The 24242-nt window shown below is 59.9% G+C and carries 25 protein-coding genes; 7 read left to right on the top strand and 18 right to left on the bottom strand.

Features of this window, described 5'->3' with window-relative positions:
- The 3 genes from BN1123_RS20465 to trhA all read right to left on the bottom strand — a co-directional run.
- On the bottom strand, positions 1-1100 hold a 1100-nt coding region (locus BN1123_RS20465), incomplete at its 3' end, for a retention module-containing protein (protein WP_156130672.1).
- 236 nt (positions 1101-1336) lie between these two features.
- Complete coding sequence (locus BN1123_RS16385; RefSeq protein WP_042028323.1) at positions 1337-2998, bottom strand: putative transporter; 1662 nt, start codon at positions 2996-2998, stop codon at positions 1337-1339.
- A 115-nt stretch (positions 2999-3113) separates the two neighbouring features.
- Positions 3114-3752 (bottom strand): PAQR family membrane homeostasis protein TrhA, encoded by a 639-nt coding sequence (gene trhA, locus BN1123_RS16380; RefSeq protein ID WP_042028321.1) that lies wholly within the window; start codon positions 3750-3752, stop codon positions 3114-3116.
- Between the two features lie 174 nt (positions 3753-3926).
- Between trhA and BN1123_RS16375 the strand changes: the two genes are divergently transcribed.
- The 3 genes from BN1123_RS16375 (at position 3927) to BN1123_RS16365 (ending at position 6407) form a co-directional block, all read left to right on the top strand.
- Positions 3927-5462, top strand: coding sequence for a pyridoxal-dependent decarboxylase (locus BN1123_RS16375; protein WP_042028319.1), 1536 nt, complete (start codon positions 3927-3929; stop codon positions 5460-5462).
- A gap of 72 nt (positions 5463-5534) precedes the next feature.
- On the top strand, positions 5535-6086 hold the full coding sequence (locus BN1123_RS16370) for a septation protein A (RefSeq protein WP_026456166.1): 552 nt from the start codon (positions 5535-5537) through the stop codon (positions 6084-6086).
- A 24-nt stretch (positions 6087-6110) separates the two neighbouring features.
- Positions 6111-6407, top strand: a complete 297-nt coding sequence (locus BN1123_RS16365) for a YciI family protein (protein ID WP_042028318.1) — start codon at positions 6111-6113, stop codon at positions 6405-6407.
- An 85-nt stretch (positions 6408-6492) separates the two neighbouring features.
- Here BN1123_RS16365 and cysQ read toward each other — a convergent pair whose 3' ends face one another.
- Positions 6493-7263, bottom strand: coding sequence for a 3'(2'),5'-bisphosphate nucleotidase CysQ (gene cysQ / locus BN1123_RS16360; RefSeq protein WP_042028316.1), 771 nt, complete (start codon positions 7261-7263; stop codon positions 6493-6495).
- A gap of 683 nt (positions 7264-7946) precedes the next feature.
- Here cysQ and BN1123_RS16350 point away from each other — a divergent pair.
- Complete coding sequence (locus BN1123_RS16350) at positions 7947-9857, top strand: alpha-amylase family protein (RefSeq protein WP_042028314.1); 1911 nt, start codon at positions 7947-7949, stop codon at positions 9855-9857.
- Between the two features lie 95 nt (positions 9858-9952).
- On the opposite strand, the gene pdxJ is transcribed toward BN1123_RS16350, so the two are convergent.
- From pdxJ to rpoE, 10 genes are all read right to left on the bottom strand, one after another.
- On the bottom strand, positions 9953-10690 hold the full coding sequence (gene pdxJ, locus BN1123_RS16345) for a pyridoxine 5'-phosphate synthase (RefSeq protein ID WP_042028312.1): 738 nt from the start codon (positions 10688-10690) through the stop codon (positions 9953-9955).
- Between the two features lie 72 nt (positions 10691-10762).
- Positions 10763-11473, bottom strand: a complete 711-nt coding sequence (recO, locus tag BN1123_RS16340) for a DNA repair protein RecO (protein ID WP_042028311.1) — start codon at positions 11471-11473, stop codon at positions 10763-10765.
- Positions 11474-12373 carry a GTPase Era gene (era, locus tag BN1123_RS16335; RefSeq protein WP_042028310.1) on the bottom strand — a complete coding sequence of 300 codons (900 nt, stop codon included), beginning with the start codon at positions 12371-12373 and terminating at the stop codon, positions 11474-11476.
- On the bottom strand, positions 12370-13041 hold the full coding sequence (gene rnc / locus BN1123_RS16330) for a ribonuclease III (protein WP_026456172.1): 672 nt from the start codon (positions 13039-13041) through the stop codon (positions 12370-12372). Before rnc ends, era begins: the two co-directional genes overlap by 4 nt.
- Positions 13042-13965: a signal peptidase I gene (gene lepB / locus BN1123_RS16325; protein ID WP_042028309.1), complete on the bottom strand. Its 924-nt coding sequence runs from the start codon at positions 13963-13965 to the stop codon at positions 13042-13044.
- A gap of 3 nt (positions 13966-13968) precedes the next feature.
- Positions 13969-15762: a translation elongation factor 4 gene (lepA, locus tag BN1123_RS16320; protein WP_042028307.1), complete on the bottom strand. Its 1794-nt coding sequence runs from the start codon at positions 15760-15762 to the stop codon at positions 13969-13971.
- A 117-nt stretch (positions 15763-15879) separates the two neighbouring features.
- The gene (locus tag BN1123_RS16315; protein WP_042028375.1) at positions 15880-16341 is read right to left on the bottom strand and encodes a SoxR reducing system RseC family protein; all 462 of its coding nucleotides are present in this window, start codon (positions 16339-16341) and stop codon (positions 15880-15882) included.
- 91 nt (positions 16342-16432) lie between these two features.
- Positions 16433-17413, bottom strand: coding sequence for a MucB/RseB C-terminal domain-containing protein (locus BN1123_RS16310; RefSeq protein WP_042028305.1), 981 nt, complete (start codon positions 17411-17413; stop codon positions 16433-16435).
- 24 nt (positions 17414-17437) lie between these two features.
- A complete protein-coding gene (locus BN1123_RS16305; RefSeq protein WP_042028304.1) occupies positions 17438-18046 on the bottom strand; it encodes an RseA family anti-sigma factor in 609 nt (202 codons plus the stop codon).
- Positions 18047-18069: 23 nt separating this feature from the next.
- Positions 18070-18651, bottom strand: a complete 582-nt coding sequence (rpoE, locus tag BN1123_RS16300; protein ID WP_042028302.1) for an RNA polymerase sigma factor RpoE — start codon at positions 18649-18651, stop codon at positions 18070-18072.
- Between the two features lie 182 nt (positions 18652-18833).
- Here rpoE and nadB point away from each other — a divergent pair, with 182 nt between their 5' ends.
- Positions 18834-20441, top strand: coding sequence for an L-aspartate oxidase (gene nadB / locus BN1123_RS16295; RefSeq protein ID WP_042028300.1), 1608 nt, complete (start codon positions 18834-18836; stop codon positions 20439-20441).
- Positions 20442-20571: 130 nt separating this feature from the next.
- On the opposite strand, the gene BN1123_RS16290 is transcribed toward nadB, so the two are convergent.
- The gene (locus tag BN1123_RS16290) at positions 20572-20955 is read right to left on the bottom strand and encodes a protein YgfX (protein WP_042028299.1); all 384 of its coding nucleotides are present in this window, start codon (positions 20953-20955) and stop codon (positions 20572-20574) included.
- Between the two features lie 19 nt (positions 20956-20974).
- Complete coding sequence (gene sdhE, locus BN1123_RS16285) at positions 20975-21244, bottom strand: FAD assembly factor SdhE (RefSeq protein ID WP_042028298.1); 270 nt, start codon at positions 21242-21244, stop codon at positions 20975-20977.
- 111 nt (positions 21245-21355) lie between these two features.
- On the opposite strand from sdhE, the gene ygfZ reads away from it, so the two are divergent.
- The gene (gene ygfZ, locus BN1123_RS16280; protein WP_042028297.1) at positions 21356-22264 is read left to right on the top strand and encodes a tRNA-modifying protein YgfZ; all 909 of its coding nucleotides are present in this window, start codon (positions 21356-21358) and stop codon (positions 22262-22264) included.
- Between the two features lie 13 nt (positions 22265-22277).
- On the opposite strand, the gene BN1123_RS16275 is transcribed toward ygfZ, so the two are convergent.
- Positions 22278-23159, bottom strand: a complete 882-nt coding sequence (locus BN1123_RS16275; protein WP_042028296.1) for a LysR family transcriptional regulator — start codon at positions 23157-23159, stop codon at positions 22278-22280.
- A 136-nt stretch (positions 23160-23295) separates the two neighbouring features.
- On the opposite strand from BN1123_RS16275, the gene BN1123_RS16270 reads away from it, so the two are divergent.
- Positions 23296-23733, top strand: coding sequence for a PACE efflux transporter (locus BN1123_RS16270; protein ID WP_042028295.1), 438 nt, complete (start codon positions 23296-23298; stop codon positions 23731-23733).
- 90 nt (positions 23734-23823) lie between these two features.
- On the opposite strand, the gene BN1123_RS16265 is transcribed toward BN1123_RS16270, so the two are convergent.
- Positions 23824-24180 (bottom strand): hypothetical protein, encoded by a 357-nt coding sequence (locus BN1123_RS16265; RefSeq protein WP_026456213.1) that lies wholly within the window; start codon positions 24178-24180, stop codon positions 23824-23826.
- Between the last annotated feature and the right edge of the window lie 62 nt (positions 24181-24242).

Here is a 24242-nt window from a genome sequence, read left to right as displayed (position 1 = left end):
ACCGTGATGTTGGCGGTGGTATCCACGCTACCATTGTCGCTGACCATTCCTTTGTTGCCAGCCGGATCCGTCACACTGGCGGTAACGTTATAGCCCCCTTCCGGCAGAGGAGAGATGACATCGGTGCGATAGCTGCCATCCGGTTGAACGCTTGTGGTCAGGGTCTGCTGTTGACCATTGGCATCGGTCACTACCAAGGTGATTGTGCTGCCGGGGGCCACATCTGTAGTGCCGGTAATGCTCGGGGTGGTGTCGTTGGTGTTGTCCGGTGCCTCCACAGTAATCACTGGCGCTGTCACGTCCACACTGCCGTTGTCGGTGGCCGTACTCGTATTTCCGGCAGGATCTGTCACGCTGGCAGTCACGTCATAACCGCCCTCTGGTAGCAGATCGACGACATCCACACTAAAGGAGCCATCCGGCCGAACGGTCGCAGTCAGAGTCTGTTGTTTGCCATTGGCATCGGTCACTATCAGGGTGATTGTGCTACCTGGAACTGCATCAGTAGTGCCGGTGATGGTCGGTGTAGTGTCCTTGCTGTTATCGGGGGCGACCACAGAGATGCTGGGTGCTGTCAGATCGAACGTCTGATCTTCCCCTCCCAGCGCATCGCGCGGGGGTTCAGCATTGGTGTTGTAGGTCGTGTCGAAACCGGCCTGGGAGATGGTGGTATCACCGGTACGGTCGATAGTGACGAAGCCACCGTTGCCGCTGGCACCGGCCACACCGCCCACGCCACCACCGGCGGCAGGAGCCCCGCCAGCAGCCGAGGCTTCAAAGGTCTGGGTCGGGTCGGCGCCCCCCAGGATCGCTTGTTGCAGCGCATTGATATCATCCGGCGCACCGGCTGTTCCATTTTGCGCCAGCAGGGTTTCTGCCTCTTGGACTTGTTCACGGGGTTCTTCTGCGGGGCTCAGGGTGAACTGTTGCTCCCCCCCGAGAAAACTCCCTCCCTCCGGAGAGATGATCACTGCACCTTTTGGCACTACATCACCTTCAGCCAACAACTTGCGGCTGCCATCTGCGGCCAGCAGATAGACCTCTCCTTTCAGCTGGGTAACGGTTACGCCCTGTGCCAAGGTAATGCTATTGGTGATCATTTTCACTCCTGAGTCCTGTTTTTGGCATACAAAAAACCACAGCGTACTTTGCTCCTTGATGATGCAAATGACCAGTTCGAAAATTCGAACAGATGGACCGATTTAAACCTCGAATTGTCAGCCAGACAGAAGGGTGTTGCAAAGCGGAGGCGTGGCAATAAAAGTGTTTTTTATCAATAGATTGCAGATGATGATGGTAGGAGCCTGATCAGGCAGGCTCCCACCCGGATGGAATACTAGGCACCAGCCCAGAGGATGATGGCAAGCAGCTGCGGCGAGATGATCCGCAAGAACATGACCAGAGGGTAAACGGTGGCATAGGAGAGGGCGCTGGCCCCGCTGGTTGGATGCATGGCGTTGGCAAAAGCCAGGGCGGGGGGATCCGTCATGGAGCCCGCCAGCAAACCGCACAGGGTGAGGTAGTTCATCTTGCCATAGAGACGAGCAAGCACGCCGACCACCAGCAGCGGGATCAGGGTAATGGCGGCGCCATAGAGCATCCAGGCCGGGCCATCACCATTGATCAGGGTATCGACAAAGCCGGCGCCTGATTTGAAGCCGACCACCGCCAGAAACAGCACTATGCCAATCTCTCGCAGCGCCAGGTTGGCGCTAGGGGGCATGAACCAGTAGAGCTTGCCGATGCTGCCGATCCGCGACAGGATCAGCGCCACCACCAGCGGCCCGCCCGCCAGCCCCAGCTTGAGGGCAGCGGGGAATCCCGGCAGATAGAAGGGGATGGATCCCAGCAGCACGCCGAGGCCAATACCGATGAACACCGGCAGCATCTGCACCTGCTGCAGTTTTTGTTGCACGTTGCCCACCACATTGGTGACCGCCTCGATGGCATCGAGCCGCCCCACCAGGTTGAGGATGTCACCGAACTGCAGGCTGGTCTGACTGGTCGGCACCAGTTCGATACCAGCCCGGTTGAGGCGGGAGATCACCACATCGTACTTCTGCTTGATGTCGAGATCGCGGATCTTCTTGCCGAGCACCTGCTCGTTGGTAACCACTACCCGCTCCACCCGCAGATCGGTGCCACGGGTCGAGAGAGAGGTCTCCACCTCCTCTCCCAGCACCAGCAGCACTTTGTGCAGGGCGTGGCGTTCGCCAACCAGATGCAGCAGATCCCCAAGCTCGATGCGGGACTCGGGCCTCGGCACCATCAGTTCCTCGCCGCGCTTGAGGCGGGAGCAGATGACGTCGGACTCGTCGAGGCTGGGGATCTCGCTCAGCATCAGACCATGCATGTTGGGGTTGCGCACCGCGATATTGATGGTCTGCAGGCTCTCCTTGGTCTTGCCGGTCTGCTGTTCGAACAGGGCGGCTTCATCGTCGATCTTGATGCGAAAGAAGACTCTCACCAGCCACATGGTGATCAGGATGCCGCAGATGCCGAATGGATAGGCCACCGCATAACCCATCCCCATCAGGCCGGTCGAACCGGGCGCGGCGCCGAGTTCGCCCAGGATCTGCTGACCGGCACCGAGTGACGGGGTATTGGTGACCGCGCCAGAGAAGACCCCGAGGATCACCGGCAGCGGCACATCAAACAGCTGATGCAGAACCACAGCCACCACGCAGCCGAGCAGCACCAGCAGGGCGGCAAAGCCGTTAAGCTTGAGCCCGGAGCTGCGCAAGGAGGAGAAAAAGCCCGGACCGACCTGGATGCCGATGGTATAGACAAACAGGATCAGGCCAAATTCCTGAATAAAATGAAGGGTCTGCGAATCCAGCGCCAAGCCGGAGACCCCTGCGAAGTGGCCCACTATGATGCCACCGAACAGCACCCCCCCTATTCCCAATCCAACGCCATAGACCCGCCAGTTGCCCAGCCACAGCCCCAGCACCGCCACCAGCGACAATATGCTGATGGAAAGCGCGATATCACTCATCTTGTGCATCCTTTGCGAATTGAAACTGTGACTAGCTTGTCAGTAAAAGCCGGGGCCAACTGTGTGATACCGCACGAATTTATCCTTTAAAACGGTGATAAATACCAATTAAGGGCTAGTCAGCAACATAACCATAGATGGCCGCAAAGTGACAAATGCTGCCCCCCAGCACGAACAGATGCCAGATGGCGTGGTTATAGGGAATGCGCTTGGCCACATAGAAGATGACCCCCAGGCTGTAGACCAGTCCGCCCAGGGCGAGCAGCAGCAAGCCGGCACCGGCCAGGTGGATATAGAGCTGATAGATGACCAGCAGCGATAACCAGCCCAGCATCAGGTAGGTAAAAAGCGACAACCGCTTGAATCGGTTGATGAAGACCAGCTTGAACACCACTCCCGCCAGCGCCAGCCCCCAAATAACCGCCATCAAGCCACGCGCCAGCGGCGTATCCAGAGTCACCAGCAGAAAGGGGGTATAGGTGCCCGCGATCAGCAGATAGATGGCGCAGTGGTCGAAGACCTTGCACCAGCGCCTGGCTTTTCCTTCCGCCACACTGTGATAGAGGGTCGAGGCGAGGTAGAGCAATACCAGACTGCCCCCGTAGAGGCCATAGCTGACCAGCGCCCGGGTTCCCTGTTCCCATCCCTTGACGAGCAACAGCACTAGACCGACGATCCCCAGCAGCAGCCCAGCCCCATGGCTCAGCCGGTTGGCCAGCTCCTCCCGGGGGGAGTAATCCATCTCACCACTCATATACGCACTCCACGATAACTGGCTCCACTCTACCCAGCCCATTTTCAGTGTACAAGTGTTAGCTTAAAAAAGGGGATGGCTGTCACCCTCCCCCCCTATGGTGTATGCTCTGCCGCCGACGCCCGCGACAAGGGACATGCACACCGACCCCGGTGATCTGGTCTGGAGAACCTGATGAAGCTGACTGAGCTGTTTACACAACCGACCCCGGCCTTTGGCGAGGCGATGACCGCCCTGCTGGAGCATTTTCACCACTCGGATGACAGCCAGGCTCCCTACCAGCGCAAGCAGTTCACCCACCAGCTCGATCAGTCCCGCATGCCGACCCAGGGCATCAGCATCGACGACTATCTGGCCCGGCTGGCCATCCTGGTGCCCGGCGCCTCCCACCTCACCTCACCACGCTACATGGGGCACATGACGGCACCATTACCGGCCTTCACCGCCGAGCTATCGCGCCTGCTGGTGATGCTCAACCAGAATCCGATGAAGATGGAGTCCTCCCGTCTGCTCAGCTTTCTGGAGCGGGAAGTTCTGGCCAAACTGCACCGCCTCGTCTACTGCGCCGATGACGATTTCTATGGCGAGCAGATGCATGCCAAGGATGCCGCCCTCGGCGTCATGACCAGCGGCGGCACCATCGCCAACGTCACCGCCCTCTGGCTGGCGCGCAACCGCGCCTGTGGCGACGACCTGTTCGCCCTCTATGAGCAGGGTTATCGCGGCGCCGTGATCCTGGGCTCGCGGCTGATGCACTACTCCTTCGACAAGGGGATGGATCTGCTGGGGCTGGGGGCCAGAAGCGTATGGCGCCTCGACACCGACGATCACAACCGGCTCGACCTGGCGGCGCTGGAGCAGGCCCTTGCCCGGTGCAAGGCACAGAAGCTGAAGGTGCTGGCACTGGTCGGCGTCGCCGGCAGTACCGACTTTGGCTCCATCGATCCCCTGCCGGAGCTGGCGTCCATCGCCGAGCGCGAGCAGATCCACTTTCATGTGGATGCCGCCTGGGGCGGCCCGACCCTGTTCTCTCCCCGTTATCAGGGGCTGCTGGAGGGGATCGAGCGGGCCGATACCGTTACCCTGGATGGCCACAAGCAACTGCTGGTGCCGCTCGGTACCGGCATGCTGCTCTGCCGCCAGCCGGATCTGATGATGACGGTCAAGCGCGAGGCCCCCTACGCCATTCGTGCCAGCTCCTTTGATCAGGGACGCTTCACTCTGGAAGGAACCCGCCCTGCCAACGCCCTCTATCTGGACGCCGCCTTCCAGCTGTTTGGCCAGCAGGGCTACGCCAGCCTTATCGAGGCCAACTACGATCGGGCACGCCTGATGGCGGCACTCATCAATGCGGATCCCGCCTTCGAGCTGATGTCGGCCCCCGTGATGAACCTGCTCTCCTACCGCTGCATTCCGCCCCATCTACAGGGCAAGCGCCTGAACGAGGCTGCCAACGCGCAGATCAACGCCTTCAATGTCGCCCTGCAAAAGGCCCAGCGGGCTGAAGGGCACAGCTTTGTCTCCCGCACCCAGCGGGCTGTGGTGCGCTACGGTGCCCAGCCCCTCACCCTGTTGCGGGCAGTGCTGCTCAATCCGCTTATCGAAGAACGCCATATCCGCGAGCTGCTGGCGGATCAGAAACGCCTCGGCGGCGAGATTGCCGGCCAGATGTTCGACCAGAGTAGCGACAGGGAACCGGATGGAAAATGAGCGGTCTTATTCATTTGCCGTTATTCACCTTGCAGGTAAACTGAACCAAATTTTGAGGGCAATGGGCCAGACATGAAGCAATTTATTGAATTTATTCCACTTATTGTATTTTTTGCCGTATACAAGTTCTACGACATCTATATGGCCACCGGCGCCCTGGTGGTGGTGACCGGTCTGCAGCTCATCTATGGCTGGGTGCGCTATCGCAAGGTCGAGAAGATGCAGCTGTTCACCTTCCTGCTGGTCGGCTTTTTCGGCGGTCTCACTGTCTTCTTCCACGATGACGCCTTCATCAAGTGGAAGGTGACCGTGGTCAACGCCCTGTTTGCCCTGGGGCTACTCATCAGCCGCTACGGCTTTGGCAAGAACCTGATCAAGCAGATGCTGGCCAAGGAGCTGCAAGCTCCCGATGCCATCTGGGACAAAGTCAACCTCGGCTGGGTCGGCTTCTTCACCGTCTGTGGTCTGCTCAACCTCTATGTGGCATTCAATCTGCCGCAGGAGATCTGGGTCAACTTCAAGGTATTCGGCCTGCTCGGCATGACCCTGGTCTTTACCCTGCTAAGTGGTGCCTACCTCTATCGCCACCTGCCCGCCGAGCAGAAAGGCGAGCTGAAAAAATAATCGCATCAAGAAAAGGACGCTCTCATGTGGTATCTCATCTATTCGGAAGATGTTCCCAACAGCCTGCCGCTGCGCAAACAGGCTCGCCCCGCTCACCTGGCCCGTCTGCAGGCGCTGCAGGATGAGGGGCGTCTGCTGACCGCAGGCCCCAACCCGACCATTGATGCCGAGGATCCGGCCGATGCCGGCTTCACCGGCAGTACCGTCATCGCCGAGTTTGCCAGCCTGGCAGATGCCCGGGCCTGGGCCGATGCCGATCCCTATGTGGCGGCCGGCATCTATGCCAGCGTCACGGTCAAACCGTTCAAGAAGGTCTTTTAAGAGAGCGCTGCCGCAAACGATGGATGCAAAGAGGCCGGACACTGTCCAGCCTCTTTTTTCTGCCTCGGCTGCCAGCAACGCCCGATCAGGCCTTCGCGACAAACCAGGGATTGAGGATATCCGGCTTGTTGTAGACAAGGGGCTCGCCATCGAGTCGGGTTACGCTGCCGCCGGCCCCCTCCAGCACCGCCTGGGCGGCGCCCGTGTCCCACTCGCAGGTGGGTGCAAGACGAGGATAGAGCTCGGCGCCCCCCTCGGCGATGATGCAGAACTTGAGGGAGCTGCCCATGGAGACCAGCTCAATCTCGCCCCGTTCCATGTCACCAAAGCGTGCCAGATAGTCGAGGGTCTCCCGGGAGAGGTGGTTGCGGCTGCCCACCACCCGCCAGGGGCTTCCTTCCCGGTGCGGGCGTGTCTGGATGGCCTCACACCTGCCATCGGCGATGCACCAGGCACCGAGTCCCTTGCCGCCATACCAGAGCTTGTCCAGCACGGGAGCGTAGACCAGCCCCCAGCGCGGTGCCCCCTCTTCAATCAGCGCGATATTGACGGTGAACTCGCCGTTGCGGGAGACAAACTCCTTGGTGCCATCCAAAGGATCCACCAGCCAGTAGCGCCGCCACCCCAGCCGCTCGGCCATCACTTGCGGGCCTGACTCCTCCGACAGCACGGGGATATCCGGCGTGAGCCTGGCAAGCGCTCGCACTATCACCTCGTGGGCCCCCTTGTCGGCGGCAGTGAGCGGGCTCTCGTCACTCTTGTACTCTACCGCAAAGGGCTGGCTGTAGATGGCCATGATGGCCTCCCCCGCGGCGCGGGCAACGGGTTCAATCTCGGCAATCTCGGGTCGGTACATAAGGGGCTCTTCCAGTGTGCAGGCCAGTCAGTGTAACCCTTTTGACATCAATCGCTTATAGCTTATTGCTCTGAGCTATTTCCTTCGGTTGCGACCTTGAGCTGGTATGCATCTGCGTGCAATCAAGAGTCAGGAACCACCTACATGGCGCATGCTAGAGGCCGCTTCTCCCGGGATGGCATCATAGGTATTCAGAGTAATGAAGCGACGCTTTTCAGCTATTTGCACAGACTCTTCTGCCGAAGTGATGTGTTGAAACAAAGATTTCATTTCGTTTCCATCCATCATGATTCGATGATAAAGCCACAACAAAGCCTTTCTCCTGTGCAAGAGAACACAGTGACTCGCTACACATAAATCTCAAAAAACTTCGATACCTTTCTTTTTGTGATCTTACTCATAGAGCAGGCTGCACTCTGTTTTGTTGTGCAGGCCACAAGCATATGGTTTTGAAACGGATCGAAACTTTTTCTGATGACCAGACGGGCAAGGATGGTGGAATGAAAGGGGTGCAGGGTCTTGTCCTGCGAGATAAACAGGAGAGCCACCTGTATCAACTGGTGGCTGACAGCCACTCTCCGATACGCCACCTTGGGTTTGTTCGAATCCTCCCATCCACAAGCCACAGGAGGCAACCCGCCAGCACACCATTCTGACCTTTCCACAACCGCACGGAGACAACCATGCACTCACGTACCGCGAGCATGACGCTGCTGCTCATGCTGACCCTACCCACCTTCGCCCGGGCCGAGGTGAGGTCGCTGGAGGGAAACCAGTACCGCATCACCGTCGAGACAGCGGCCGACCAGTTCCGGGAGATCACCTTCACCAATACTGCCAACGGCGATCTCATCCGCTCGAACAACCTGTTTGATATCAAAGGTATGGATGATCGGCTGACCTCATCGGCCGACTTCAAAGTCACGGTGTTCGCCAAGGTGCAAGACCATATCAACATAGAGTTGAAAAACGCCGACTTCGTGGTCAAAAGCGCTATCCGGCTGCCCTCGAACAAACGCTACGCCAGCATTGATTTCTCACTGGGCACTCGGCAAAACGACAAGCGGATCAACGGTTTTTCCATGCTGCCATTTCGCACCCAGGCCCCGTTCGTCTATGGAGCCATCAACAGTTCCCCCATCATCAGCGACAGCTTCTTCATCACGCCGCAGAATCCACTGGTCAACACCCGTGCCTACAAGGGGGGCGTCAGCCAACTTATCTCCCTCAAACTCCCCCTCTCGCAGGACAAACCGCTCAGCTATCGCACCTATATCGGCACTTTCGGTGAGGGCCAGCTCAGACGCGACTTCAACCGCTTTATCAATGACGCCCGCGACAGACCTTACGCCCCCTATCTGCACTACAACTCCTGGCTCGACATAGGCTTCTTCAACCCTTACACCGAAGCCGAGGCACTCAAACGTATCAATCAGATTGGCGAGGCGTTAGTCAACCGGCGCGGGGTGCCCATGAGCGGCTTCCTGTTTGACGATGGCTGGGACAATCGCAAGGGCAACTGGGCATTTAGCAAGGACTTCCCCGACGGTTTTCGCAAACTGAAAAAGGCTGCCGAAAAATACCATGCCCAGCTCGGGATCTGGCTTTCCCCTTGGGGCGGCTACAACAAGCCAAGGGATGAGCGGATCTCCCATGCCGCCGAGTTCGGGTATGAGCTGAGCGATGGCAAGTTTGCCCTCTCGGGCCCGATCTACTATCAAAACTTCCACCAGAAGGTGATGTCGCTCATCAAGGAACAGGGGGTTACTCACTTCAAGTTTGACGGTACCGGCAATGCGGACAAGCTGATCAAGGGGAGCCGCTTCACCAGCGACTTCGATGCCGCTATCAATCTCATCGCAGATGCGCGGGCCACCAACAAGGATGTGTTTATCAACCTGACCACGGGTACCACGGCCTCCCCCGCCTGGCTGTTCTTCGCCGACTCCATCTGGCGCGGCGGCGATGACATCAACTTCTACGGTCCGGGCTCCAAGGTTCAGCAATGGATCACCTATCGGGATGCCGAAACCTATCGTTCTATCGTCAAAAACGGTCCCCTGTTTCCGCTCAACTCCCTGATGCTGCACGGATTGGTCTATGCCAAGCAGGCCAAACATCTGGACAAGCAGTCACCGCAGGACTTTGCCGATCAGGCCTGGAGCTACTTCGCCACCGGTACCCAGCTGCAGGAGCTCTACCTCACTCCCGAGCTGCTGACCGGTGAGAACTGGGATCTGCTGGCCAGGGCGGCGCTCTGGTCACGCCAGAACCAGGCCGCTCTGTTTGACAGCCACTGGATCGGCGGCGATCCCACCCTGCTGGAAGTTTACGGCTGGGCCGCGTGGAGCCCCAACAGAGCATTTATCACCTTGCGCAATCCGTCGAGCCAGCCTCAACAATTCCTGCTGGAACCACAGCGTCAACTTGAGATCCCATCGGGAGAGGCAAGCTACTTCGAGGTTCGGTCACGCTATGGCAACAACCCGACCGTCCCCTCTTCGCTTGGCAATGGCGCCGTCATCAAGCTGGCACCGCTGGAGCTCATTACCCTTGAACTGACTCCCTCCATTGAGCTGACCCCCGCCAGCTAGCAAACCACAGGCCAGGCACAATTCAGCATGCCGGGCTGCACTGATAAAAAGGGACGCCGCAGCGTCCCTTTTTATCTCTTGTCAGTCTCGGCCGATCAGATCCCCTGACGAGCTTCCTGCATCAGTGCACGCATATCGCTGACCGCCTTGGCCAGGCCGTCGAAGGCGGCGCGACCGATAATGGCGTGGCCAATGTTGAGTTCATAGAGCTCGGGAATGGCGGCGATGGCCTTGACGTTGTGATAGTGCAGGCCGTGGCCGGCATTGACCTTGAGTCCCTTGCCGGCGGCATAGGAGGCACCGGCGGCGATACGCTTGAACTCGGCGTTGCGCTCGGCATCCGTGGTGGCATCGGCGTAGCGACCGGTGTGGATCTCGATAAAGGGAGCGCCGCTCGCGGCGGCCGCATCGATCTGGACCGGATCGGCATCGATAAACAGCGACACCTGGGCACCGACGGCAGAGAGGCGAGCCACCGCATCGGTCACCTTGTCCAGCTGGCCGGCTACGTCCAGGCCACCCTCGGTAGTCACCTCGGTGCGCTTCTCCGGCACCAGGCAGACGAAATGGGGCTTGATGCGGCAAGCGATGCCGATCATCTCTTCGGTCACCGCCATCTCCAGGTTCATCCTGGTCTGGATCGTCTGGCGCAGGATCTCCACGTCCCGGTCGGTGATGTGACGGCGATCTTCCCGCAGGTGAACCGTGATGCCATCGGCGCCAGCCTGCTCGGCCACGAAGGCGGCCTGTACCGGATCCGGGTACTGGGTGCCGCGGGCATTGCGCAGGGTGGCGATATGGTCGATGTTCACACCCAGGTAGATTTCACTCATGACGACTCCTTGAAACACTTCATTTGTTGACTGTGCGGCTGCCGCCTTGGCGCCAGCTCCGATATCCGTATGTCAGCCTTGCATGCTGGCTTTGCGTTTCAAAAACAGCTCCCGGCTCTTGAGTTGGCGTTTGCCGAGATAGGGTTGCAAGGCCAGCCGGCTGAAACGCTTGGCCGCCTGCAGCAGGGGGGGAGTATCGAAACGTCCCTCGGCGAAGGCCAGCAGGTGGGCACCGAGGAACAGGGTACGGGGATCCGGCGCCCGCTCGCAAGCGACAAAGCCCAATTCACGCTCGAAACCGTAGAGCAGTTCGGGCTGGATCGGCGCATCGTCGTCGGCGGCATATTCGAAGTCCACCGCATAGCCGAGGGCCTGCAGCAGCAGAAATTCGAAGCGTCGCAAGGGCAGCTCCGGGGTCTCGCCATCCGCCAGCGCCATGATGGCACGGGCATAGGCATCAAACACCTCGGGGAAAGGGGTATGGGCTTCCAGCAGGTAGTAGACCAGCTCGTTGAGATAGAGGCCGTAGAAGAGGCGATCGCCGCCTAAGCGCAGGGAGTGATCCGGGCACTCCACCTGGGTGAGGTTCTTGAGATCTCCCTTGCCACGCCAGGCAATGGTGAGCAGGGTAAAGGGCTGCAGCAGCCCCTTCAGAGGGGAGCGTGGCCCGCGGGAACCGCGAGCCACCAAGGTAAAGCGACCACTATCCTGGGTGAATACCTCGACCAGCTGGCTGGTCTCCCGATAGGGCCGGCTGTGGATGACGAAAGCCGGGGTCAGCAATCAGTCGTCACCATACCCGAGACTACGCAGGGCGCGCTCGTCATCGGCCCAGCCCGCCTTGACCTTGACCCACAGCTCCAGGTGCACCTTGTTCTGGAACAGCCGTTCCATGTCGAGGCGTGCTTCTGTGCCTATGGTCTTGATCTTCTCACCCTTGTTGCCGATGACCATCTTCTTCTGGCCATCGCGCTCCACCAGGATCAGGGCGTTGATGTGGAAGATGCCGCTCTCTTCAACCTTGAAGCGCTCGATCTCCACCGTCACCGAGTAGGGCAGCTCCTCGCCGGTGAAACGCATCAGCTTCTCGCGGATGATCTCGGAGGCCATGAAACGGGAGGAGCGGTCGGTCACGTAATCTTCCGGGAAGAAGTGCACGTTTTCCGGCAGCAGATCCTTGGCCCACTCGCGGATCTTGGCCACGTTGGTGCCCTTCTGGGCGCTGATGGGCAGGATGTGGGAGAAGGCCATCTGCTGACCCAGCCACTCGAGGTGGGGGAGCAGTTCTTCCTTCTCCTTGACGTTGTCGACCTTGTTGACCGCCAGCACCACAGGGCACCTGAGGTGGCGCAATTTGCCCAGCACCATCTCGTCATCCTTGGTCCAGTGGGTACCGTCGACCACGAACACCACCATGGCCACGTCCCCCAGCGAACTGGTGGCGGCGCGGTTCATCAGGCGGTTGATGGCCCGCTTCTCTTCGATGTGCAGACCCGGGGTGTCCACATAGATGGTCTGGTAGTTATCCTCGGTGTCGATCCCCAGGATCCGGTGACGGGTGGTCTGGGGCTTCTTCGAGGTGATGCTGACCTTCTGGCCAAGCAGCTTGTTGAGCAGAGTGGACTTGCCCACGTTGGGGCGGCCCACGATGGCGACAAAGCCGCAGTAGGTAGTATCTGTCATGACAGTTTTTCCAATGCTTGCTGCGCTGCAGCCTGTTCGGCCTTGCGGCGACTGGTGCCGACCCCGACCAGCGGACCATCCAGACCTTCCACCTCGCACTGCACGGTGAATTCCTGGTTGTGGGCCTCGCCCTTGACGTTGGTCACTGTATAGGTCGGCAGGGATTTGCGGCTTCCCTGCAGAATTTCTTGCAGACGGGTCTTGGGATCCTTCTGCTCTATGCCCGGCTTGATCTCCTCCAGGCGGCTGGCATACCAGCCCAGCAGCAGGGTCCGGATCGTCTCGAGATTGGAGTCCAAATAAATGGCGCCAATCACCGCCTCGACCGTGTCGGCCAGGATGGACTCACGGCGAAAACCGCCGCTTTTCAGCTCGCCCGGCCCCAGGATCAGGTGATCCCCGAGGTCGAACTCCCGGCCCAGCTCGGCCAGGGTCTTCTCGCGCACCAGAGTGGCGCGCATCCGGCTGAGATCCCCTTCCGCCGCTTGCGGGAAGCGGTGGAACAGATCATCGGCAATCACCAGACTCAAAATGGAGTCACCCAGAAATTCCAGTCGCTCGTTGTGACGGGAACCGGCGCTGCGGTGAGTCAGCGCCCGGGTCAGCAGTTCTTGATCCTGAAAGACATGCCCGAGACGGGACTGCAGTCTGTTCATCTTGATATTCATTTACTTGATTCCGCCAATGCGGTTGAAGCGCACCCCTGTCGGTACCCAGCTTGGCAGCAGGGAGCCTTCTTCGCGCTCAAATTCAAAACTTATCCAGATAGCGACCGCCTTGCCGACCAGATTCTGCTCGGGCACGAAGCCCCAGAAACGGCTGTCGGTGCTGTTGTCACGGTTGTCGCCCATCACGAAGTATTGCCCCTCAGGCACCACCCACTCATCCGGGTAGGTGCCCGGCTGGCGATAGTAACGGCCGACCATATCGGGCATCAGCGGATTGCGCAGGGTCTCGTGGGTGACGTCGCCCAACTGCTCGGTATAGCGGTCAAGGGGGATCCCCATCTGGGTAAATTCACCTCTTTGTTCAAACTTGATGTCGAGCTTCTTGAAGCCCGGGCACGTTTTCCCTTCCTGCTCCTCGCACTTGGGCCGGATCATCAGCTCCTTGTTACGATAGATGATCCTATCCCCTGGCATGCCGACTACCCGCTTGATGTAGTCCACCCGCGGTTCGAGCGGGTACTTGAACACCACCACATCACCGCGTTTGGGCTCACCGGTCTCGAGGAACTTGGTGTTGGTCACCGGATCCCGCAGACCGTAGGCAAACTTCTCCACCAGGATGAAGTCGCCCACCAGCAGGGTGGGCATCATGGAGCCTGACGGGATCTGGAACGGCTCGAAGATGAACGAACGCAATACCAGCACGAAGGTGATGACAGGGAAGATCCCGGCGGTCTGTTCGATCCAGACCGGCACGGGAGCGACCTTGGCCAGGGTCTTCTCGTCCAGATTGGCGCCACCGTGGGCACGGGCCACGGCGATCTTGGCCGCGCGCTGCTTGGACCAGATCATCTTGTCCAGGCACCAGATAACACCGGTGATCGCGCAGACCACCACCAGGATCAGGGAAAACGTGCTAGCCATCTATCAGTCCTTTCCGACGTGGAGAATCGCGAGGAAAGCCTCCTGCGGCACGTCGACACGGCCCAGGGACTTCATCCGCTTCTTACCTTCTTTCTGCTTGTTCAGCAGCTTTTTCTTCCGGCTCACGTCACCACCGTAACACTTGGCGGTCACGTCCTTGCGCAGGGCCTTGACGGTGCTGCGGGCGATGATCTGGTTGCCGATGGCAGCCTGGATGGCGATGTCGAACATCTGGCGCGGGATCAGCTCGCGCATCTTCTCCACCACCTGACGGCCGCGATACTGGGCATTGTCCTTGTGGGTGATGATGGCCAGGGCGTCGACCCGCTCACCGTTGATCATGATGTCCAGACGGACCATGTCGGAGGTTTCGAAGCGCTTGAAGCCGTAATCCAGGGAGGCGTAACCGCGGCTGGTGGACTTGAGGCGGTCGAAGAAGTCGAGCACCACTTCCGCCATCGGGATCTCATAGGTCAGCGCCACCTGCTTGCCGTGGTAGACCATGTTGGTCTGCACGCCACGCTTCTCGATACAGAGGGTGATCACGTTGCCCATGTACTCCTGCGGCAGCAGGATGTGACACTCGGCGATCGGCTCGCGCATTTCCTTGATGCTGGTGATGGCAGGCATCTGGGCCGGGCTGTCGATGTGGATGGTGGTGCCGTCGGTCTGCTCAATCTGGTAGACCACGGTCGGCGCCGTGGTGATCAGATCCAGATCGTATTCACGCTCCAGACGCTCCTGGATGATCTCCATGTGCAGCATGCCGAGGAAGCCGCAACGGAAGCCGAAGCCCAGCGCAGTGGAGCTCTCCGGTTCGTAGAACAGGGAGGCGTCGTTGAGCGACAGCTTCTCCAGCGCATCGCGGAAGGACTCGTAGTCATCGCTGGAGATGGGGAACAGGCCCGCATAGACCTGCGGCTTCACCTTCTTGAAGCCCGCCAGCGCCTTCTCGGCACCGTGTTTGGCCAGAGTCAGGGTATCGCCCACCGGTGCGCCGTGGATGTCCTTGATGCCGCAGACAACCCAACCTACCTCGCCACAACCCAGGCCGTCGGTATCCACCTGCTTGGGGGTGAAGATACCGATGCGATCGACGCCCCAGGTCTGGCCGGTGCTCATGACCTTGATCTTGTCGTTCTTCTTGAGCGAACCGTTCTTGATCCGCACCAGGGAGACGACGCCCAGATAGGAGTCGAACCAGGAGTCGATGATCAGCGCCTGCAGCGGAGCGTTCGGATCACCTTCCGGTGCCGGGATTCTGGCCACGATCTCTTCCAGTACCAGATCGACGCCAAGGCCGGTCTTGGCGGAGCAGCGCACCGCATCCACCGCATCGATGCCGACGATATCTTCGATCTCTTCGGCAACACGCTCGGGTTCTGCGGCCGGGAGGTCAATCTTGTTCAGCACCGGCACCACTTCCAGATCCATTTCCATGGCGGTGTAGCAGTTGGCCAGAGTCTGTGCCTCAACCCCCTGGCCGGCATCCACTACCAGCAGTGCCCCTTCACAGGCCGCCAAAGAGCGGGAAACCTCGTAGGAGAAATCCACGTGGCCCGGGGTATCGATAAAGTTCAGCTGGTAGGTGTTACCGTCTTGTGCCTGGTAGTTCAGGGTCACACTCTGCGCCTTGATGGTAATGCCGCGCTCGCGCTCCAGCTCCATGGAGTCAAGCACCTGAGCCTGCATCTCGCGGTCGGAGAGGCCGCCGCAAGTCTGGATCAGACGGTCCGACAGGGTCGATTTACCGTGGTCGATGTGCGCAATAATCGAGAAGTTACGAATGTGTTTCATCGAGCAAGAGTCACTCAAAATTGGTTTAAGGTCGGTTATGGAGGCGCGATTTTACTGGATAACCCGGCTGACGGCCATTCTTTAGTCGCCAGCGCCCGTCAAATAGCGCCCACCGGGTCAAGAGATATTGCGGACAGGAACCACCACTCCGATCATCCGGGGGCCATAGCGCCCCTGATCCAGGCGGTTGGAAAAGTAACGAACCAGTAAAAAGCCGAGCACGCCCCCCAATACGCTGGAGAGAATGGTGATCCCCTCCCCCCCGGCGAGCAGCGGCGCCAGCCAGAGCTGGCCCAGCAGAGCCCCCGCCAACAGGCAGAAGAGCGGCAGCACATAGACCAGTGCGGCCCCGCGCAGCAGGCTCTCTTGAGGAATTCCGAGCCGGATTTGCTGGCCGACCCGCACCTTGGCAGTCAGGCGCACCCGCAGACGCGGCGCCTTGAGGGGAAACGCCTTGGCAACCGTACCGGTGCCACAGTTGGATTGTTGCTGGCAACCGCTGCAGGCGGAGCGCCGTTCGCACTCCACCCAGGCATGGTCACCCTCAATGGCCACAACCGTCGCCAGCTCTTCACTCATCTCGTTCACGGCAACACCTCGGGCTTGCAAAGCACGGGATCTGAACACGCTTTGCCAGGTTCGGCAAGCGCCCTTCCCCTCTGTGCCAGCGTCATTGTACCGCTTCGTTGCGGGCCAGGGGCTGGACCGACTCGGCGATCCGCTTGGCCGTCTCGGCAGGCACTTCCCCCACGACTGTGATCTCGACCCCCACCTCGTTGACATAGCTCACCAGCGAAGTGGCTCCCTGGCGGATCAGCTGCTGGCGCACCGCCTGCTTGGGATCGACCCGGGCCACATAGACGGAGAGGTCCACCAGGCCGTCGGAGAGCATCATGTAGTCCACCGGCAGACTGGTGGTCACCAGCTGGTGCTTGTCGCGAGAGAGCACCTTGAAGCCATCCGGCAGCCAGGTGATCTGCCAGCTCAGCACTTGCTGCGGGGCAGGATAGGCATCTTCCAGCGCCAGCGCCTCCGGCAGCTTGCTCTTGGCCAGGGCAACCAGCCAGGGTGCCGGCTTGCTCTGCAGCTCCAGATCGACACCCAGCACCTGCTCGACCAGATTGCCTTCCCGCTCCACCATGTCGACCCGCAGCAACAGGTTGCTCTGCTCATCGATCCAGAGCACGAAGCCATACTTGTCTGCTTCTTTTGGCACCAGTCTGACGACCTGGGCCACCACACCAGCTACCCGGCTGCGACCGGCCAGCACGGCGTCATAGCTTTCCATCACCCGGGAAAGCGGCATCTTCACCAGGGTCGACCAGACGCCCGGGAAGCGTGCCCCCTTCAGGGTGTAGGGTTCATGACTGTTTTCAAAAAAGGTGAATTCATCCTGGCGCTGCAGATACTCGATGGCCTTGCCGTCGAGATAGCTGAGATGAGCGACCTCCTTGCCATCGATCACGGCATGACTGATGCGGATCGGCTCAAGGCGCCCCTGACGGGCTTTGACCATGGATAACTCGAAGTTTTGCTGCTGCACGGCACTCTGCATCTGCTGCAACAAGGCCTCGGCCGACTTATCGTCGGCCGAGGCCTTGGCACTGATCAGCAGGAGAGAGGCCAGCAAAATACGGCTGGACTGGCGCACGTTGTTGGTATCCCTGACGACTCGTTATTGTTGAATTTGCCTGTCTTGCAGCAGACGTTGCTGCAACTGGTGGTCACGCAGGAAGGCGTTGATCCGTTCCCGCTGCTCCTGCATCTGCTGCTCGGTCAACCCTTGCTGGCGATTGCGGTTACCCTCTTGCGGATAGTGCACGCTGACCGGGGCCGCGCTGCCACCGATAGGGATGGTATTGAGCACAGGGTTGGTCGGCACGCCGTCCTGTCCCTGATACTGCTGTACCCCGAAGATGACCGCCGCGGCGACCGATGCCGCAATGGCGTATTGGCCAAGTTGCTGGCCGATACGGCGGAACAGCGGCACCACATTGGAATCTGTCTTGGCTGGTTCCATTTCCGGTTGTGCCTGAGGCGCAACCGGTTTGGCCTCGACCGGCTTGGGTGCCAGTACGGTGGGCTCATCTTCCAGTGCGGCCATGATGCTGTCGCTGAGATCCAGCTGCAGATTGACCGGCAGGTCCCCCCGCATGGCATCGCCGATCAGGTGGTAACGACCCCAGGTATCTTGCAAGTCGGAGTCCAGCTCCAGCTCGTTCAGTACTTGTGCGTCACTCAGGTCACCATCCATCAGGGCAGAGATTTGCTCTTTATTTGCCATAAGTTAAACCCGTCTTTCCCCAGTTAGTTCTCGATCAGAGGTTGCAGCTTTTTGTCGATTGCTTCCCTCGCCCGGAAGATACGGGATCTGACCGTACCCACAGGGCAATCCATGATTTCGGCAATCTCTTCGTAGCTCAGCCCTTCCAGTTCACGAAGGGTGATCGCTGTCCTCAGGTCTTCCGGCAAGGCCTCTATGGCGGCAAACACGGTGCGCTTGATCTCGTCGGTCAGCGCCAGGTTTTCAGGGGTTGAGACCTCTTGCAAGGCTTCACCACCACCATAGGACTCTGCTTCGTCAGCCTCCACATCACTGCTGGGCGGCCTGCGCCCCTGGGAGGTCAGATAATTCTTCGCCGTGTTGACGGCAATTCGGTACAACCAGGTATAGAAAGCACTCTCACCACGGAATGTCGGCAAAGCCCGGTAGGCTTTGATAAAGGCCTCTTGCGCCACATCGGGCACATCTCCGGGATTGTTGACATACCTGGCCACCAGGTTGACCACCTTGTGCTGGTATTTTTTTACCAACAGGTTGAACGCTGCTTTGTCGCCACGCTGGACACGTTCAACCAGCTGTTCGTCCAGTAGATTCTGGTCGCTCATTGGAGCCGTAAAACCCCCATCAGGTTATCGTTTTTCTTTTCCGGCCCTTCCTAAGCGCACAAGTTCAGACAGGGAGAATCAGAGAAAGTTCGCTTGCATTGAAAAAAATGTGATGCAGGCTGCATACACGCCCCCGCTTGGGCTACCATGGTGCCAGTTCTTAATCCAGGCCAATGATACTTATGAAAGCAAGTGTTGAATACCTTTGCGACGTACTGATCATTGGCAGCGGTGCCGCCGGTCTGTCTCTCGCATTGCGATTGGCTGACCAGGCCAAAGTCCTGGTTCTGAGCAAGGGGCCCATCAGTGAGGGGGCCACTTTCTATGCGCAAGGAGGCATCGCTGCCGTGTTCGACGAGACCGACAGCATCGAATCCCACGTGAGCGACACGCTCAATGCCGGGGCAGGATTGTGCGACCCGGCCGCGGTCGAGTTCACCGCCCGCAACGCCCGCAACTCCATTCAGTGGCTGATCCAGCAGGGGGTCCCTTTCGATCAGGAAGAAGACTCCGAGGGCGAATCCCACTATCACCTGACCCGCGAAGGGGGCCACAGCCATCGCCGCATTTTCCACGCGGCCGATGCCACCGGCAAGGCAGTGCAACTGACCCTGATCGATCAGGTTCGCGCCCACCCCAACATCCAGTTGATGGAGCGCTTCAACGCGGTCGACCTCATCACCACCCGCAAGCTGGGTCTGCCGGGCAACCGGATCCTCGGCGCCTATGTCTGGAATCGCAACGCCGAGCAGGTCGAAGTTGTTCGCGCCCGCTTCGTGGCGCTGGCAACCGGTGGCGCCTCCAAGGTGTACCAGTACACCTCCAACCCGGACGTCAGCTCCGGGGACGGCATCGCCATGGCATGGCGCGCCGGCTGCCGGGTGGCCAATCTGGAGTTCAACCAGTTCCACCCTACCAGCCTGTTCCACCCCGACGATCCCAACTTCCTGCTGACCGAGGCCCTGCGCGGTGAAGGCGCCTATCTGCGCCGCCCAGACGGCAGCCGCTTCATGCCGGAATTTGACGAGCGCGCCGAGCTGGCACCGCGGGATATCGTCGCCCGTGCTATCGACCACGAGATGAAGCGCCTCGGTGCCGACTGCATGTATCTGGACATCAGCCACAAGCCGGCGGAGTTCATCATCAAGCACTTCCCGACCATCCATGAGCGCTGCCTCGCGGTCGGCATCGACATCACTAAAGAGCCCATGCCCATCGTGCCCGCGGCTCACTACACCTGTGGTGGCGTGATGATCGACAACAATGGCCAGACCGACATTCCCGGCCTCTATGCCATCGGCGAGGTGACCTACACCGGGCTGCACGGCGCCAACCGGATGGCCTCCAACTCCCTGCTGGAATGTGTGGTCTATGCCCACCAGGCGGGTGCCGACATCCTGGCCAAGCTGCCGACAAGCGTGGAGCCGCCTCACCTGCCCGCCTGGGACGAGAGCCAGGTGGAAGACTCCGACGAACTGGTGGTGATCCAGCACAACTGGCACGAGCTGCGGTTGATGATGTGGGACTATGTGGGGATAGTGCGTACCAACAAGCGTCTGGCCCGCGCCAAACGCCGCATCGACCTGCTCAAGCAGGAAGTGCAGGAGTACTATGCCCACTTCCGGGTCTCCAACAACCTGCTGGAGCTGCGCAACCTGCTGCAGGTGGCCGAGCTTATCGTCAACTGCGCCCTGCAACGCAAAGAGTCCCGCGGCCTGCACTACAACCTGGACTATCCGGACATGCTGCCGAACCCCAAGCCCACCGTACTGACCCCGGAGCGGGATTGATCCCGGCCAGGCAAATGCCCATCCGTGACCCCGCTTAAGGCGGGGTCACTCTTTTTTGGCAAAGTGACAAGCAGAAAGCAACATCATCACTGCCCCCCAACCTGACAATGAGGCTGCGAAAGCGCGGCATTCAACGTCCGGTATCTGACGACAGGAAATGGATAGCCCGGGCCAACAGGCGATAGTGTGCGGGGGGAAGCGAGTCGGAGCAGAGCCACAAAATGCGGGGAGCACCTTGCTCGGGCAGAAGGGAGAGCCTCAGCACCCCGGGCAAAGTGCGGCTCCCGGGGCCCAGCTGGTAGCGGGCACCTTGCCACGACAGCCAGCGGCCATCCCACTCCAGCATAAAGGCATCGCGGGGCAGTGCACGCCAGCCCAGCACCAGAGCGACCAGCCAGCAGGGAACAAACAGGGCCCAACGCCAACCATCGATCAGCATGGCCACAGGCCATAGCAACAACAGAAAGAGCGCCAGCAGCCAGATCCGCTGATGGCGAGAGGGGTGAACCGTCATGCTCACCCGCTCCACCGGCTCAGCCCTGGCGGTCGTGACGGGCCTGGTTGCGCTCCAGGATCATCGGGATCATGGCGGCAAAGGCCGGGTCTTCGGGGATACCATGACCCATGCACCACTTGAACAGGTCCGGGTCATCGCACTCCAGCAGGCGGATAAAGGTCTGCTGATCGGCCTCGCTCAGGGTGTCGAATTCGTGTTCAAAAAAGGGCATAAAGATCACATCCAGCTCGAGCATGCCACGACGGCAGGCCCACTTCAGGCGGGATTTTTCAACTGGGCTCAACATGGAACTCTCCTTACAAAGACCGTGGGATGGTACCAGCTGGATTTTCCGGCTGACAAACATTAGTTACGTCTTTACCATGCAGCTCACATACTTTCTCTCTGGAATACCATCGTGAGCCTGCAACCACCTGTTTTTCCTGCCGAGCCGACCCGCTTTGCCCTGACCAAGATCGCCATCACCCGCATCGCCGGCCAGGATCGCGTCAAATACCTGCAAGGTCAGGTCACCTGTGACGTCAATGCCCTGCAACCGGGACAAAATACCCTAGGTGGCCACTGCGATCCCAAGGGCAAGCTGTGGAGCAATTTCCGCCTGCTCTGTCTCGAAGAGAGCCTGCTGATGCTGACGACCCCCTCCGTGCTGGAGCGCCAGCTGCCGGAGCTGAAGAAATTCGCCGTTTTCTCCAAGGTGGAGATCGCCGCCGACGAGCGCCATGCCACCGGGATCGCCGGAACCGGCAGCGACGTCTGGATCGCCGATCACTTTGGCCTGGTCCAAAGCGGGCTGGTCAACGGCGGCATGGCGGTGAAGATTGAACAGGATCGCTGGCTGCTGGTGAGCGACCAGCAAGCCGATACCCTGCCGGCGGGCGACGAATCCCTCTGGTGGGGACTCGAGATCAAGGCGGGTCTGCCGCACATGGAAGCGGTGCATCAGGGGGAGTTCATCCCGCAGATGCTCAACCTGCAGGCCCTCGACGGCATCTGCTTTACCAAGGGTTGCTACATGGGTCAGGAGACGGTGGCGCGCGCCAAGTATCGCGGCGCCAACAACCGTGCCCTGTTCCTGCTGGCGGGCGTTGCCAGCGAGCCAGTGGCCAGTGGTGATACGCTGGAAATCCGGCTCGGTGACAACTGGCGTCGCAGCGGTATGGTGCTCAACGCCTGGCAACGGGATGGTCAGGTGTGGCTCACCGCCGTGCTGCCCAAAGACACCGAGACCGACGCCCTGTTCCGTCTCAAGCAGGATGAGAGCGCCAGCCTCACCCTGCAGCCCCTGCCCTACTCCCTCGTCGACTGACCCGCAATCCGGACTAACGAGGCACGCGCGCCAGCAGTGCCTCCTTCAGCCAGCGCCCCGCCTGCCCAAGCGGGCGGGCGCGGTGCCACTGCAGCTCCAGCACCAGTTCATGCCTGGCGATAAACTCAGGCGTTAGCACCACCACCTCCTTGCGTGCCAGGGGCCTATCCAGCAAGAACTCGGGCACCACGCCCCATCCCAGCCCGCGCTTGACCAGCTCCAGCACGCCGAGATCTCCCTCGACCCACCACACTTGGGAGGCAATGCGAAAGCGCTGACGTTCGGGGCCATCCCGCCGCCCGGTGGCAATCAGCTGGCGCGCCCCCTGCAGATCGACCTCTTGCACCAGCACCCTGTGCGCCAGCGGATGATCCGGCGAGACCACCAGCGGCATGGCCACTTCCCCCAGAGTACGGGTGACTATCTCCCGCTGGGGAACAGCCTGCTGGTAACTGATGCCAAGCTGGGCACGGCCGCTGACCAGCATGTCGGTCACATCCTCCATCAAGGGAAAGAGCAGCTCCAGCTCGACAGCCGGGTAACGGCGGGCAAACTCTTCCAGCAAGGCGCCCAGCCAGGGCAGATGGGAGTCATCGTCAATGGCCAGGGTCAGCCGTGACTCCACCCCCGCCGCCAGCTCGCCGGCGATCGCCTGCAGACGCTCACCCTGCGCCAACAGTATGCTCGCCTCCTGCACCATACGAACCCCGGCCACCGTCAGCCGGGGATAACGGCCGGTGCGGTCAAACAGGATCAACCCCAGATCGATCTCCAGATTGGCGATGGCAGTGCTCACCACCGACTGCGCCTTGCCCAGCTTGCGCGCCGCAGCCGAAAACGAGCCGGTCTCGGCGGCGGCCAGCAGTACATTGAGTTGTTCCAGTGACGGCCCCATCCCGGAATTCCTGTTTGCTTGTGATACTTGTCGACCAACCTATCTGATTTGCAGATAGATAGTAACGTGAATACATCAACTTTTATCGATAGATTGGCCCGATATTCGTGAATGAACCTGATTGAGAGAGTGATTTATGCGAACCCGTAACGATCGCCTGCGCCATGCCATCGGCTTTGAATTGATTGGCCTGCTGATTGCCGCCCCGTTGGCGAGCTGGGTCACCGGAGTCGGGCTCAACCACATGGGGCCACTGGCACTGTTCTTTTCGGTGCTCGCCACCGTCTGGAACTATGTCTACAACATCGGCGTCGACAAGCTGCTGATGAAGTATCAGGGCCATACCCACAAAAGCCTGTGGCAACGGATTGTGCATACCTTCGGTTTCGAGGGGGGGCTACTGACCGTCGCCCTGCCGGTGATGTCCTGGTGGCTGGACATCAGCCTGCTGGAGGCGCTGGTGCTGGATCTGGGTTTCGTAGCCTTCTATCTGGTCTACGCCTTCGCCTACAACTGGGGCTATGACAAGGTGTTCCCCATCCCCCAACCAGTGCTACAGAAGGCGCTGGGCTAAGCGGCAAGGCCTCCAAAAAAACAGGGCACCATCATGATCGCAATGATGGTGCCTGAGAGAACAAAAGCGGCTAGCGGGGGGAGAGAAACGTCAGGCCTGAGCCTTGAGCTCGGCACCCTCTTCATCGGTGGCATCAGCCTCTTCGGGTTGAGCCTGGGCTAATTGCAGGGCTTCCAGCTCGCTTTGGTATTCACCAAGCATCTGCTGGGCCACCGCCATATCCCCTTTGTGCTTGCGCTCGAACAGATGGTGCTGCACCACGCCATTGAGATAATCCACCGTGATGGGCTGCTCCAGGAAGCTCTGCAGCCCCTCTTTTTCCAGCTCGGCATTGATGTCATCGGCAGTGGTACGCAGCAGACCGGCGAGTTGAACCAACATGCGGCGCTCACCTTCGCGCAGCAGGCTCAACATGCGGTTTCTCTGCTGCTCATTCTGTTGGGTCATACATTTCCTTACGTCTAGTGGGAACAAGCTCGCTCATTCTGCCCTGTCCCCATGGCAGCGTC

It is taken from the genome of Aeromonas enteropelogenes, from assembly GCF_000819845.1.
In the GTDB taxonomy this organism is placed as follows: domain Bacteria; phylum Pseudomonadota; class Gammaproteobacteria; order Enterobacterales; family Aeromonadaceae; genus Aeromonas; species Aeromonas enteropelogenes.
This window is presented reverse-complemented; position numbering and strand designations above follow the sequence as displayed.